We start from the raw sequence: 12,742 nt of genomic DNA, 5'->3' as shown, positions 1-12,742 counted from the left end.
GCCCACTCTCACCGTGGCCTCGTCGCGACGATGGTGACGACCGAGATCGCGATGGGCAGCAGCAGGAGCAGCCACGAGAGCGGACGGGCGAAGTTGAGGGTGTAGCCGAGGCCGAACCGCTTCTCGACGAAGATCGCCGGGTCGCTGGGGTTGACGTAGAAGATCCCGAGCTTCCAGTAGCGGTCGAGGGTCTTGTCCCCGACGGGCGCCCCGCCCGCCTCCGCCGTGGCCGGAACCTGTCGAGTCCCTCCCTGCCCCATTCGCGCCAGGAACACGATCACCAGCACGACGAGAACCAGCTCCAGCGCCATGAACGCCAGGAAGCCTCCTGGGAGGTGCGCGCTCGCCCGCAGGGGGAGCAGCGCGATGAAGCCGAACAGAAGCGCCAGGAAGTACTCGGTCCCGAGGAGGATGAGCACGATCAAGCGACGGAAGGCCCACTCCCGCTCGGCCTGAGCCCCCGACGCACTCACCGACCGCGACCAGCGGAGGGTTCCGAAGGCGATGAGGATCAACATCGCGCACTGGGCCGCTCCGAGGATCAGGGGCGCGTAGACGGAGCGGAAGCTCCGCTCGCCCCAGCGATCGGCGACGCCGCCGGCGCCCCAGTGGGTTGGAAAGCGGTCGGGGATCTGGTCCCAGTGGAGAACCAGGTACCCGGCCACCGCGGCCAAGATCAAGAACGGCCCGAGCTGTGCGATCCAGCCGCCCGGCCATTTCCTGGGCCGGGGCGCCAGCGCCGCTTCCCGTACCGGGCTGGGAGGGGTCGAGTCGGGCAGCACCCGATGGCGCGCCGCGAGGAACGCGCCCAACGCCCCCAGGAGCTGGAGGAGGACGGCGGCAGTCGCCATCCACATGTGTACGGCAGGGCCGAGCGCCTCCCGTTCGGCGAAGGATGCGAATAGAGCGAGGGCGAGCGCCGCGAGCGACGTGGCCGCGTTCCGCCGGCGGTACTGGGCGAGGATCCGACGTGCCTCAGGGGCGTCTCGATACCCCGGGGGCACGGTCACGGCGAAGAAGAGCGTCGGTCGCTGGAGCCGAGGCAAGAAATGAAACATCACGGCGCATCCGACGAGGATCGCCGTCAAGTACACCGAGGTCCAAAACCAGAGGGGTTCCATGCTCACTCCGTGATCCGACGGGCCTGAGCGCCGAGCTCGCCGGCGATCTCCTCGAGCGAGAGACCGTTTGCCACCGCTTCCGCGACCAGCTCGCGCAGGCGGCTCGAAAAGGCCAGGCGGGATTCCTCGGTCGCCCGGGGAGCCGACCGACGAAGCACGGTCACGCCGTGCCGGCGCCTCGACTCGATCCACCCTTCCCCAGCGAGGATCCGGTACGCCTCGGCCACCGTGTTGTGGTGGACGCCGAGATCCATGGCGAGCTGCCGAACGGTGGGAAGGCGATCGTCAGGGCGGAAGCTCCCCGCGACGAGGAGAGCCCGAATCTGATTGGCGATCTGCCGATAGGCCGGGACCGGGTCGTCGAGGTCGACGTGGAGGATCGGTGCTGGCTGCAGATTGTCCACTGACTCCAGACAATAGACAATCACCCGTGGGACGTCCAGTGGCCGACGGGATCCTCGGATCCAGCCGCTCCCTGGAGCGCCCGTCCGCCCTCCGAGGCGCGGCGGAACCCGGGTTGCAGCCCGAATTGGGCCTTCGCAGTCTGATCGCGAGACCCTCTGCCCAGGAGATCACCTTGCGATCCGACATCGTCCCCGGCGCGAAATTTCCGGACTACGAGCTCCCCGATCAGGCCGGAAAGCGCAGGAAGCTCTCGGAGCTCCAGGGCCAGGATCCGATGATCGTCGTCCTGAGCCGCGGCGCCTTCTGCCCGAAGGATCGGCGGCAGCACGAGGGCCTAGTCGAGCTCTATCGCGAGATGGAGGTCGGCTACTGCCGCCTCGTCACGATCAGCACGGAGAACCTGATGGTGACGAACGAGTACCGGCTCGGCGTGGGCGCGCACTGGCCCTTCCTCTGCGATCCCGAGCGGAAGGTGCAGAAGGACCTCGACATCAAGGAGTTCACGGACCCGCTCCACGACCCGATGGTCCCCCACACGCTCGTCCTCGAGCCGGGGCTGGCGGTCTACAAGATCTACCAGGGCTACTGGTTCTTCGGCCGGCCCACAACCGAGGACCTGCGCCACGACCTCCGGGCCGTGCTCGAGCGCTGCCGATTCGACTGGGATCTGTCGAAACCCGAGGTGCGGACCGCGTGGGAGAAGGACGAGAAGAGCCGCTTCTTCCCATACGGGAAGTCGTACGCGGAGCTCTTCGCCGAGCAGAAGTGACGGCGTCCGCTAAGCCTTCGCCTTGGATGCCGCCTTTTTGGCCGTAGAGGGCGCTTTCTTCGCGGCGGCGGCCGTTGCCTTCCCGGTAGAGGCTGCCTTCTTCCCCTCCGCGGCAGGCTTCGCCCGGACGGCCTTCCGGCTCTCCTCGAAGACGGCAACGAAGGTCTCGAGGTCGACCTTCGCAATCGCCTCGCCAACGAGCTCGAGCGGAAGATCGTCGAGTGTGCGGAAGCGGACGCAGGACTTTCCGGCGTCGAACCGCTTCCCTGTCGCGCGATAGGCCGTCTCGAACCAGCTCCGCAGCTCGGGCCGCGCGTAGATGGTCATCAGGTAGACGGCCATGTAGCCCTTCTGCGACGCGAGGGCCGCCACCATGAGCGGCTGCCCGTTGTAGGTGTCGGGGTGGACCGAGAGCGGCACGTAGTACGTGGGCATCCCGTACTGCATCCCCTCTTCGAAACCGGACGGGAGGTTATCGAGGATGACCCTGCGCACGGTCTCGATCGCGGCTCGGCGATCCGAAGGAAGCTCGGCGAGGTACTCTTCGACGGTGGTCGCGCGACTCGATGCCATGCCGAGAGCGTACCATGCCGCAGACCCGGCGCGAGCTGCGCCTGCCCTGGCCTGGTTCCAAGGCGAAGGAGACGAGCGAAATGCTGACCGTCGGCGAGAGAGTGCCGGACGTGACGTTGACAGGCCCGGAGGGCCGCGAGGTCCGGCTGCGGGATCAGCTCGGAGCCCGGGGCCTCGTGATTTACTTCTACCCGAAGGACGACACGCCCGGCTGTACGGCGGAGGCCTGCGGATTCCGCGACCAGTACGAGGACTTCCTCGAGGCGGGCGCTGACGTGATCGGGATCAGCGGGGATCCCCCTTCGTCCCACAAGGCATTCGCGAACAAGCACAGCCTGCCCTTTCGCCTGCTGAGCGACGAGCGCGGCGAAGCGAGACGTGCCTTCGGGGTGAAGGCCACCTTCGGGCTCCTCCCGGGGCGCGCGACCTTCGTCGTCGACCACGAGGGGACGATCCGCTACGCCTTCTCGTCGCAGCTTCGCGCGCGCGAGCACGTGAAGCGGGCGCTCGAGGTCGTGGGCGGCATGACGCCGCAGGCGGCCGCGCAGAAGTAGCCGACCCTTCGGCGCCGATCCTCCCGGAATCGCTCCTGTGCACGCCTGCGCGGGATGAACAGCTTGCGGCGATGGACTTCGAGCGGTGGCTCCTCATCGCCGGACAGGCCATGGACGCCGCGGGCGCGGTCTCGATCGTCGTCGGTGCGATATTGGCGTTGGGGCTCGCCCTCGCAAGAGTCAGGACCGCTCCGCCGGCAGAGGTCTTCGCGACCTTCCGCAAGGACTTTGGACGCGCCCTCCTGCTCGGGATGGAGTTCCTGGTCGGCGGGGACATCATCGTCACGATCACGACGAAGCCTGGCATCTCGGAGGTGCTCTCGTTGGGGATCCTGGTCCTGATCCGCACGCTGCTGACCTTCACCGTCAGCCTCGAGCTGGGCCGCATGCCCGGAGGGAAACCACTGGAGACCTCGAGCGAGCGGAAGCCATAGACGCGAGGGCAAAAGTGCGAACCCCGGCGGCGCGCGCCGTGGCATGAAGCCCGGATGGAGCTCGTCGTCCCTCACCGTCGCCCGGGCCCGCTCGTTCCGGCGACCCTCGTGGAGCGGCCGAATCGCTTCCTGGGTATCGTGCGCCTGGCCGATGGACGGGAGGTCGAAGCCCACATCGGCGACCGCGGCCGCCTGGAGGAGCTGCTCTACCCCGGCGCGGAGCTCCTCTTGTCGCAGGCGGCGTCGCCCACTCGGCGCACCTCTTTCAGCGTGGTCTGCGCGCGCGCGGCGTCGGGCGTTTGGGTCTCGATCGACCCGGCGAACGCGAACCGTCTGGTGGCCGCGCTACTGGAGGCCCGAGAGCTCGACCTGCCGAAGTACGCGTCAGCCACACCCGAAGTGAAGCTGGGTGCCTCCCGTATCGACTTCGGGATGAGCCTCGCGAACGGTGGCCGGCTCTGGCTGGAGGTGAAGAGCGCGGGCGCGGCCTCCGAGGGCGTTGCGCTCTTTCCTGACGCGCCCTCGGAGCGGGCCGCGCGGCATTGTCGGGAGCTGGCGGCCCTCGCCCGCGCCGGGGAAGCCGCCGCGATCGTGCTGGTGGCCCAGCGAGGAGACGTGCGCGCGATCGCGCCCCACCCTGTGGATCCCGAGTTCGCCAAGGCCCTCGGGGAGGCGGCCGCCGCAGGCGTGCTCCTCCGGGGCGTCGCCTTCTCCGTGGAGCGGGAGGGCTTCCGCTATCTGGGGCCGATTCCAGTGCTCTCACCGAAATCGCGACCCTAACCCGCTCGTTCGTAATGAGAGCGCTTGGGGGGACGGCGCGAGGCCAGCGGCGTTCCGCGTTCGAAAAGCCGAACGAAAAACAAGCCCCGACGAAGTCGGGCCGTCCGAGGTGTATGATCGCAGCCTCACAATCCCACAGGGGGTCTCATGTCCCACAAGACGCTGTTGGCCGTCGCCTTCTCGCTCGTTGCCATCACAGCTACCGCACCTGGCTGCGACTCGAGCTGCCCAGCCAGCGAGAGACTGACGTGCTTGGCCGAATGCGGCAGCGACGCGATCATCGAGGCCACTTGCACGGATGGCGCATGGGATTGCGCCCCGGGCGTCCGTGCCGACTCCCGATGCGGCGGCGCGGACTGCGCACCGGCGGACGAGCCGGCCTGCCTCCAGTTCTGTGGCAGCGACGCGATGCTCCAGGCCACCTGCGAGGATGGCGCGTGGGTTTGCGCCCAAGGCGTCCGCTCCGACGAATGCCGCGGCGCGGACTGCGTACCGGAGGACGAGCCGGCCTGCCTCCAATTCTGTGGCAGCGACGCGCTGTTCCAGGCCACCTGCCAGGACGGCGCGTGGGTTTGCGCCCAAGGCGTCCGCTCCGACGAATGCGGCGGCGCGGACTGCGTACCGGAGGACGAGCCGGCCTGCCTCCAGTTCTGTGGCAGCGACGCGCTGTTCCAGGCCACCTGCGAGGACGGCGCGTGGGTTTGCGCCCAAGGCGTCCGCTCCGACGAATGCCGCGGCGCGGACTGAGCGCCGGAAGACCAACGGTCCTGCCTTGGGATCTGCTGCGGCGACGGCTTCCTCCCCGCTTGGTGCTAGCAGCATGACCGACGGCTGACAGCTGGCCGCGGAAAGAAGAAGGCCCCGGATTCAGGCGCTGCAACCAGCGAGAATCCGGGGCAATCTTTTGGCGGTCGATGACGGAGTCGAACCCCCGACCCTTGGCATCGAAGGCCAATGCTCAATCCAGCTGCGCTAAAAATCGCCGATGAGCGGATTGCTCCGCTCCGTCTCGGCGGGTGTTGCGCAGGGACTCCATCGAAAGGCGAGGGAAGAGCGCTTCCCTCGCCTCTGGCGATCAGCGCGCCTCGCGAATCGAAACGAATAGGGGAGGAGTCGCAGAGCCAAAGTTCCAGACGAGGACCTTCATGTTCTCGCCATTGAAACCCGTGGTGATGTCGGGGGCCGTCCAGACGAGCCGAGGGCATCCGCCGATCCCGCTGAAATAATCCGAGTCGTACGTCCTGTGCGGAGTGAAATAGGTCGAGCTGGAGGACCCGAGCAGGTCGATCCTCAGCCGTTGGGGCGCGCCGGGGTTCGCACAGGTGAATGGCGCCCCAGAAAACACTTCGAATTCATAGGTCACACCGGGTTCAACGGGAAAGGTGTATTCCAAGAACACTCCTTGGCTCTGGATCCAGCTTCCCATTGGGACTCTGTACCCAGAATACATGGAGTCCGAGCCCGAAGCCGGGATGATGGGGCCGATCGGGCAAATCGTGCTGTAGTCTGCGACGTTCGACATCCCAAAGTCGTCGCAATTCGCCGGGAAATCCATGATCCCATCGTCGCAGACGATTGGATGACACTCGCCTCCAGCAGTCTGTACATCCACACGAATCTCACCAACATGGTGCGAAAACTGGGAGGCGACGACGACTTCGATCTTCTCTCCGGCTTGGAGAGTGGTCTCCAAGGCAGCCCGAAGTCCGGCGGCGCTGGCTCCCATCCGGCAGCCCGGGCCGGTATTTGCTGGATTGAAGGGATAGTCGAACAGGAACACGGTTCCAGGGGGGAAGTTCTCTTCCGACGAGATCGAGCTGGGAAACCGGGCGCTGATGCGAATCTTCTGCGGCGCTCCCGTGTTGTTCATGATGGGAACGGTGTCGAAGTAGAAGGGCGTGCCTCCTCGGTTCGAGCAGTTGTCTTGTCTCCCCTGCCACCGGTTCTCCGCCGAGATCGATCCGAAGATCGTCACGCTTCTACCAGGCATCGCGATCGGCCAGACGCATCGTCCGTCGTCGCAGATCGGCTCGAGAGGCATTTCGCCCGATCCGCCGTCGCCGCCCGTACCTCCGGTGCCGGCTGTTCCACCAGTTCCGGCCGTCCCACCGGTGCCTCCGGTGCCGCCCGTGCCCCCGGTGCCGGCCGTGCCCCCGGTGCCGGCCGTGCCCCCGGTGCCGGCCGTCCCACCGGTGCCGCCCGTGCCGATGGCGCCGCCCTCACCCGCGAAGCCACCGTCTCCTCCAGCTCCGCCCTCGCCCGCGAAGCCGCCATCACCTCCAGAGCCCCCGTCACCCCCGGAGCCGCCCTCCCCGCCCTGGCCCGCGTCGCCACCGGAACCGCCCTCGCCGCCGCTGCCGCCGGCACCTGCGGTTCCGCCACTGCCGCCGTGTCCTGCGCTGCCGCCGGTCCCCCCGTCGTCCCCCGTTCCGCCGCTGCCCCCGGTCCCGGCTTTACCACCCGTGCCACCGCTTCCCCCAATCGCTCCCGTTCCACCCGTGCCCGCGAGCTTGTTCCCCTCATCGGAGGGTCCACAAGCGGACGCTAATACCAACGCTGCGAAAGCGGAGAACAACCAGATTCTCGACATGGCGTTACCTCCGGAAAAACGGTGTGTCGCCAAACAATACGTGAATCAATGCTCCAAGGGAAGACCAGCGGGATTGCCGACCGAAACCGAGGACGGGATGCCGCCCGACGGGGAGTAGCGGATGTTGGCACCCCGAGTCCCCCTTTCCGCGGGACCGCCTGGCGCAGCCGCTCGCGGAAAAAGGAAAGGCCCCGATCCCATCGTGCTGGGACCGGGGCCTCTCCTCAGTGGCGGGCGATGAGGGGTTCGAACCCCGGACCCTTGGCTTCGAAGGACGAGAAGAGAGCCTTGGCAGACTTGGTCAGGTGGTGGCAAACCTGGGCAACCTCACGGAATCATTGGATGTGCCCGAGGCCGCGGAGCGCCCCGTTTGGCAGCCTTTGGCAGCGGTTCATAGGAAAATGCCAGGGCGCTGCCAGGCCTCCACCCTTTGTCCCGCCCGCTGCTCTCGGTTCGCCAGGTGACCGCCGCCCTCTCCGTTTCGACCGTCTACAAGCTCTGTGAGCGGGGAGTTCTGCCGAGACTGGGGAGTCGTTCCTCGCGCTTGCGCGCCCTACCACGCCCGCTCGAAGGGGAAGGTGGAGTCCGGCGTCAAGTAGGTGAAGCGAAGTGGCCTCGCGGGCAGAGAGTTCGCCTCGTTCTCGGGACTCGAAGCGCACCTCTCCTCGTGGATGGCCACCACCGATCACCGCCGGCATGGATCGACGAGCGAGACTCCGGTCGAGCGTTTCCTGCGCGAAGATGCGAGTGCTCTGCACCCGCATCCACATCGGCCGGTGCCGGTACGCGAGCAGCGTCTCCAGCGCGTCGTGGCCAACGATGCGCGCGTCGACGTCGACACCGTTCGCTACAGCGTGCCGTACCAGCTGGTCCGCGATCGAGTCGAGTTCCACTCGGTCAGGCGGAGGTGCGGATCTTCCATGGCGAAAAGCTTGTCGCCGTGCACATCCGCTCGTTCGAGGCCAAGAGCGAGGTCGTCAACCGTGAGCACTTCGCAGGCCTTCACCGTGCGCCCGCAGAGAGAGTGGCCGCGAGCAACGAAGCATCGCCGTTCGCGGCCGTCGGCCGAAGCCTCGTCGACTACGGGCGCTGATCGAGCGAGCTGCAGCGTGAGCGAGCTCGTGCGCGCCCGCGTCGTCGACCACTTGCAGCGCCTCCGGCTCGGGCAGGTCGCCCAGCGTCTCGACGCCATCCTCTCCGAAGCCGCTCGAAGCGATCCGACCTTCCTAGACTTCCTCGACCGCCTCCATACCGAGGAGGTCGGCGCGAAGCAGCGGAAGCGCGTAACGATGGGCGTTCAGATTGCGCACATCCCAGCGGTGAAGGACCTCGAGGACTTCGATTTCCGCTTCCAGCCCTCCATCGACAACAAGCTGGTCCGCGAGCTCGCCACGGGCCGATTCATTGCGAACGACGAGAACGTCCTTCTCTTCCACCCTCCAGGCGTTGGCAAAACGCACCTGGCGATCTGAGTCGGGAGGGCCGTCGTCGAGGCGGGGCACACGGTTCTTTTTCACCGGTGCCACGGCGCTGCTCGCTGCGTTAGCGAAGGCCGAAACCGAAGGTCTGCTTGCGGAGAAGCTAGCATACTTCGCGAAACCCAGGCTGCTAATGATCGACGAGCTGGGATACCTGCCGTTCGAGAAGCGAAGCGCCCACCTGTTCTTCCAGCTGGTCGCAAAGCGCTTTGAGCGCGGCGGCCATGCTCATCACGACTAACCAGCTCGTCACGCATTGGGGCACCGTCTTCGGCGACGACGTGCTCGCGGCGGCGATCCTCGACCGCCTGCTGCACCACAGTCACACCTTAATGATCCAGGGCGAGAGCTACCGTCCGAAACAGAAGCGCAAGGCACGGCTGGTCGGCGGCAGCACCAGGAAAGAGTCCTAACCAACCGAGGCGGAGGGGGCCGGTGTTACTGACGTTAAGCGGTCAGTTCTTACTTTCGTTTGACAGGTGAGGGCGAGGCCTCGATGGGAGCTCGCAGCCACCCCCCAGTGGCGCGTTGGGCTCATGCCGCGCTCCCAATCAGCCGCGATTCTCGCTTGAGGTTGTACACCGCTCCTGGGAAGTAGGCGCAGAGTTGGGTGCGGGCGATCCCGCGATAACGCGTCCTCCGGAGCCCTCCGACGGTCTTCATCCAGCCAACGATTTCTCGACCTACTTCCTGCAGCGCTGGCTGTGCCGGAAGCCGACCTGTCGCGCGAGCCGAGCGTCCCCGCTGGAGTGACGGCGCTTGCGAGCCAAATGCGGCACGACGCCCTCGAGGTAGACGTCGTGCACGAAATCAGCGGCGTCTTATGCTAGATCGGCGCCCAACGTTGCGGGGGAGAACCCGTTCTCCCGTTTGCGCTTCAGCATCCAAAGTGCTTCGCGGCGCTCGGCACGGCGGTCCACCTGGGAGATCGAGATGTCGAGGCAGAGGCCGTTGCGGTTCTCCATGAGCACGTGCCCAGACAGCGCGAGCTTCGCCTCCAGGCCCATGCCCATGCCCATGCCCATGCCCATGCCCATGCCCATGCCCTTGCCCTTGCCCTTGCCCTTGCGTGCGAGGCGAGCCTCCGGATCGGTGGAAGACTCGTGGGTCTCGTTGCTGCGCTTTTCCCCATGGAAGTGATCGGGTTGCTGGGATCGTCCCTCGGCTCGACGTCCCTACTGCCCTTCTTCTTGAAGCTCATCATAGACGCCCACGCCTCGATGAGCGTGCCGCCGACAGTGACGTGCTCGGCGGAGTTCAGCCTCACGTCTTTCCCCTGGCGCACCACGCCCTCGAAGAAGAGGCCCGCGACGTCAGCCTCGATCAGCCGCTCCTTGCTCTTCGAGAAGGTCGAGGCATCGAAGCTCTCCTCGGGTATCCTAATGTCGCGGAAGAATCGGAACATCAGGTCGTAATCGAGGCGCTCGCAGATCTGGCGCTCGCTTCGGACACTGAAGAGCGCGACTCGAAGACGGACGAGAGGCGCTCCAACTCGCGGTCGGTCAGCAGCTTGATCCGCCGGATCGGGAGATCCTTGGGCACCCGCTGGTCGGGTCCAACCAGGGTGAGCATCGAGGCCTGTCGTTCAACCTTGCCGCGCATCGCATCTTCCACGAAGAGGCGCGATTCTCCGCAGGCGCTCCGGAGCAATCGATCCCTCCGGGGCCTGCTGGCGGTGGGTTTTACAGAAGCCTGATAGGTTCCGCGAGAGGACTCGACCTCGAGATGCTGTTGGGCCCGAGTGCTCGAACTCCACCTCGGCACAGAGCAGGGCGCCGCCGTCACTGCCTCCAGTTCGACTGGGCAGTGACGAGCGGCAGGGCAGACGTCAAGGCAATGAAAACTCGAAGAATTTGACATCAAAAGAACTATCTCTGATGTACACAACCGCAAAGTTCTCAGTATCAAATGACGCCTGAAATGTGGCTGGCGACGGCATAATTTCGTCAACCAGGTATGTCGTCTGGCTGTTTGGATCTCGAATGTCGGTCAGGAACAGGACGGAGCCGAGGTGTCCATCGCATTTCCTTCCCTCGAATATCACATAGCTCGGTGTCGCATAGAACGCACCTGCCAGCGGAGCTGATCCTCCTAGTATCGGATGGTGAAAGCTGGAGCATCCAAGACTTTCGGTTTGAATTTGCCCGCTCGGAAATACGCCGAAAGAGTCCGGCGAGGTGGACGTCCAGTGAATCGATCGACCCTTGATGTAGACCAACGCATCTCCGTGAAGGTCGAGCTGTGTCGCCGGTCCGGGGATGGTGCCAAGGCGATCCGCGTATACATCGCCATTCGGCGTTATGACTGCAGTCATTCCTGTGTCGAATCTCCCATTTTCGACGTTTAGGAAAGAAGTTACGCCGAGCTTCTCTCCCACCTTGGCCGGTGGGCCTCGCGGGGCGGATTCAAGTACGGCGATAGAGCGAGGACCGGATTCGGGAGTGAGAGATCTGTCCAGAAAGCCATTCCGAGATATGGACTGACTGCAAACATTTCTGCATGGTCCCTGATTGGGACTTCCGAATCTGTGTCGAGGTCGTGAACCCAGGTCGGACGAAGGCTAAGCTCGCACTCTGTCATCATGTATTTTCCGGCCGCTCTAATCAGTCTCCCTTCATCCGGATCGATTCGCCTTGTGGCGTCGGTAGCCGTGTTCCAGAGGGATGCGAAGCCACAGTATGAGCCAACATGAAACGTGCCGTTTGACGATTGGCCAAGCGCCACTGCATAAAATCCAGGCTTGGTGCAGTGGTGGTACTTTTCGTTTTGTTGGCGAAGCGTGGGAACGGAAGACGGAACGGCGAATGCATCGGCCGCATACAAGCCCACCAAGATGAGAACTCCGATCGCTCCAGCCTTTGAAGGGATGAGAATCACTGGTTTTTCCTTTGAGGTTCGCGTGTGAGAGTGGCGCGGGTTATGTGGCGTGCTGCGTAGAGGATCTCCTACCGGAAAGAAACGTTCCCCCTTTCATCATGCATGAACTGCACTGCTTTGCCACCCGTATGAGTTTTCTGCTCGCCCTGACTACGTTTGTCTTTCCGCCTCCTGCTGGCTTGAAGTTATTGCATATGGCTGCCTGCTATTGATCTGCTGAGTGATGGTGCTCTTTGTCTGTGGACAGTCATGCCACCTTCGAGCGCCTTCTCTTTTCGGTCGTGCCCTCGAAGCAGTGGGAGCGTACTTCGGATCGGTCTTTAGGGGAAACCAAGGAGGCGCTATTCCCTGGAGGCCCTGTTTGATTGAAGACAGAGTAGTCGGCGTCCTGCGGTTCCTAATGACGTAGTTCATCCGGCGCCATTAAGCCCGATGCCGATCGTTTAGCGCGTAACCGTTCGAGGTCCTTGAGGATTTGGGGGCCTCGATCTCGCGCTGCTTGAGCGGCAGCAACGGAATCATGATGCCTCGATTGTGCCGGAAGCTATCGATGGCTTCGTTCTCGCCGAACAACTTTCTCGACCGCGGTACCGTTCAGAAGTTCACAAATTCTATCGACCCAGCGTGTATCGATGAGGCGCTCGAGTCCACAGGCACGGCCAGCTTCCTGCCGAGCAGACGCTTTGGCTGGTACTCGACATGGCGATCTTCCGGGACATGCCCATCAGCATGGTGGTCGAGCGCCTACACTCCGGCTGCCGGGCAGCTGAACTGGGAAAATCGCGCCAAGCGCGGTAGTTCAGGCGCGCAGTCGCCTCGGCGAGGAGCCCTTGCACTGGCTGTTCATGTGCTGCGCGACCGAGTGGGCCTTCTCCAGTGCCCGCGAGGCGCGGCATTGCCCTGTTTGGCATCGACGGAACGACGGTCCGGCCGCAGGATTCGCCGGAAAATCGCGAGGCATTAGGCGGGCAGCGCGGTCGGCATGGTGACTATTGCGGGTATCCGCAGTTGCGCGTGGCAACACTGATGGCGCTGCGTTCTCACCTGCTGGCGGCGGGGAACTTCGGTCCCTACTCGCAGGGCGAAACGACGCCGGCGAAGGAGCTCTTCACGGAGCTCGCGGAAAACTCGCTTGCCATCGTGGATCGCGGCTTCGCCTAG

The 12,742-nt window shown here is 64.8% G+C and carries 16 protein-coding genes and 3 pseudogenes; 12 read left to right on the top strand and 7 right to left on the bottom strand.

All coding sequences use genetic code 11. From position 1 onward, the window contains the following. Positions 1-8 precede the first annotated feature (8 nt). Together AKJ08_RS05645 and AKJ08_RS05640 are read right to left on the bottom strand one after the other, a co-directional pair. Positions 9-1,121, bottom strand: coding sequence for a DUF1648 domain-containing protein (locus AKJ08_RS05645; protein WP_050725164.1), 1,113 nt, complete (start codon positions 1,119-1,121; stop codon positions 9-11). Positions 1,122-1,123: 2 nt separating this feature from the next. Then, on the bottom strand, positions 1,124-1,525 hold the full coding sequence (locus tag AKJ08_RS05640; RefSeq protein ID WP_050725163.1) for a GntR family transcriptional regulator: 402 nt from the start codon (positions 1,523-1,525) through the stop codon (positions 1,124-1,126). Between the two features lie 173 nt (positions 1,526-1,698). Between AKJ08_RS05640 and AKJ08_RS05635 the strand changes: the two genes are divergently transcribed. Then, positions 1,699-2,295 (top strand): redoxin domain-containing protein, encoded by a 597-nt coding sequence (locus AKJ08_RS05635; RefSeq protein ID WP_205624773.1) that lies wholly within the window; start codon positions 1,699-1,701, stop codon positions 2,293-2,295. Positions 2,296-2,304: 9 nt separating this feature from the next. On the opposite strand, the gene AKJ08_RS05630 is transcribed toward AKJ08_RS05635, so the two are convergent. Next, positions 2,305-2,868, bottom strand: coding sequence for an iron chaperone (locus AKJ08_RS05630; protein WP_082342767.1), 564 nt, complete (start codon positions 2,866-2,868; stop codon positions 2,305-2,307). Between the two features lie 14 nt (positions 2,869-2,882). Here AKJ08_RS05630 and AKJ08_RS05625 point away from each other — a divergent pair, with 14 nt between their 5' ends. The 4 genes from AKJ08_RS05625 (at position 2,883) to AKJ08_RS05610 (ending at position 5,383) form a co-directional block, all read left to right on the top strand. Beyond that, positions 2,883-3,422, top strand: coding sequence for a peroxiredoxin (locus AKJ08_RS05625; protein ID WP_082342765.1), 540 nt, complete (start codon positions 2,883-2,885; stop codon positions 3,420-3,422). 71 nt (positions 3,423-3,493) lie between these two features. Next, the gene (locus AKJ08_RS05620) at positions 3,494-3,856 is read left to right on the top strand and encodes a DUF1622 domain-containing protein (RefSeq protein WP_050725162.1); all 363 of its coding nucleotides are present in this window, start codon (positions 3,494-3,496) and stop codon (positions 3,854-3,856) included. Between the two features lie 54 nt (positions 3,857-3,910). Further along, complete coding sequence (gene sfsA, locus AKJ08_RS05615; protein WP_050725161.1) at positions 3,911-4,636, top strand: DNA/RNA nuclease SfsA; 726 nt, start codon at positions 3,911-3,913, stop codon at positions 4,634-4,636. A gap of 147 nt (positions 4,637-4,783) precedes the next feature. Continuing rightward, the gene (locus AKJ08_RS05610) at positions 4,784-5,383 is read left to right on the top strand and encodes a hypothetical protein (protein WP_157370497.1); all 600 of its coding nucleotides are present in this window, start codon (positions 4,784-4,786) and stop codon (positions 5,381-5,383) included. Positions 5,384-5,711: 328 nt separating this feature from the next. On the opposite strand, the gene AKJ08_RS05605 is transcribed toward AKJ08_RS05610, so the two are convergent. Beyond that, positions 5,712-6,677 carry a hypothetical protein gene (locus tag AKJ08_RS05605; RefSeq protein WP_050725159.1) on the bottom strand — a complete coding sequence of 322 codons (966 nt, stop codon included), beginning with the start codon at positions 6,675-6,677 and terminating at the stop codon, positions 5,712-5,714. 1,220 nt (positions 6,678-7,897) lie between these two features. On the opposite strand from AKJ08_RS05605, the pseudogene AKJ08_RS20835 reads away from it, so the two are divergent. The 4 genes and pseudogenes from AKJ08_RS20835 to AKJ08_RS20325 form a co-directional block, all read left to right on the top strand. Further along, positions 7,898-8,107: pseudogene (locus tag AKJ08_RS20835) on the top strand (Mu transposase domain-containing protein); the annotation flags it as partial. 228 nt (positions 8,108-8,335) lie between these two features. Next, positions 8,336-8,698, top strand: coding sequence for an ATP-binding protein (locus AKJ08_RS20620; protein ID WP_276202189.1), 363 nt, complete (start codon positions 8,336-8,338; stop codon positions 8,696-8,698). Continuing rightward, a complete protein-coding gene (locus tag AKJ08_RS20615) occupies positions 8,631-8,945 on the top strand; it encodes an ATP-binding protein (protein WP_338062182.1) in 315 nt (104 codons plus the stop codon). Before AKJ08_RS20620 ends, AKJ08_RS20615 begins: the two co-directional genes overlap by 68 nt. Beyond that, positions 8,929-9,117 carry an ATP-binding protein gene (locus AKJ08_RS20325; RefSeq protein WP_240475448.1) on the top strand — a complete coding sequence of 63 codons (189 nt, stop codon included), beginning with the start codon at positions 8,929-8,931 and terminating at the stop codon, positions 9,115-9,117. The genes AKJ08_RS20615 and AKJ08_RS20325 overlap by 17 nt, the downstream gene beginning before the upstream one ends. 408 nt (positions 9,118-9,525) lie before the next feature. Here AKJ08_RS20325 and AKJ08_RS20320 read toward each other — a convergent pair whose 3' ends face one another. The 3 genes from AKJ08_RS20320 to AKJ08_RS19105 all read right to left on the bottom strand — a co-directional run bounded on the left by AKJ08_RS20320 (position 9,526) and on the right by AKJ08_RS19105 (position 11,081). Next, positions 9,526-9,747, bottom strand: coding sequence for a hypothetical protein (locus AKJ08_RS20320; protein WP_050725157.1), 222 nt, complete (start codon positions 9,745-9,747; stop codon positions 9,526-9,528). A gap of 361 nt (positions 9,748-10,108) precedes the next feature. Further along, positions 10,109-10,306, bottom strand: coding sequence for a hypothetical protein (locus AKJ08_RS20100; protein WP_205624772.1), 198 nt, complete (start codon positions 10,304-10,306; stop codon positions 10,109-10,111). A gap of 226 nt (positions 10,307-10,532) precedes the next feature. Next, on the bottom strand, positions 10,533-11,081 hold the full coding sequence (locus AKJ08_RS19105; protein ID WP_157370496.1) for a hypothetical protein: 549 nt from the start codon (positions 11,079-11,081) through the stop codon (positions 10,533-10,535). A 1,154-nt stretch (positions 11,082-12,235) separates the two neighbouring features. Here AKJ08_RS19105 and AKJ08_RS20825 point away from each other — a divergent pair. The 3 genes and pseudogenes from AKJ08_RS20825 to AKJ08_RS20310 all read left to right on the top strand — a co-directional run. Beyond that, positions 12,236-12,379: pseudogene (locus AKJ08_RS20825) on the top strand (transposase domain-containing protein); the annotation flags it as partial. Further along, positions 12,361-12,420, top strand: a pseudogene (locus AKJ08_RS20820) (hypothetical protein); the annotation flags it as partial. The pseudogenes AKJ08_RS20825 and AKJ08_RS20820, both read left to right, overlap by 19 nt. Before the next feature lie 37 nt (positions 12,421-12,457). Next, a complete protein-coding gene (locus tag AKJ08_RS20310) occupies positions 12,458-12,742 on the top strand; it encodes a hypothetical protein (RefSeq protein WP_240475447.1) in 285 nt (94 codons plus the stop codon).

The organism is Vulgatibacter incomptus (assembly GCF_001263175.1).
Taxonomy (GTDB): domain Bacteria; phylum Myxococcota; class Myxococcia; order Myxococcales; family Vulgatibacteraceae; genus Vulgatibacter; species Vulgatibacter incomptus.
This window is presented reverse-complemented; position numbering and strand designations above follow the sequence as displayed.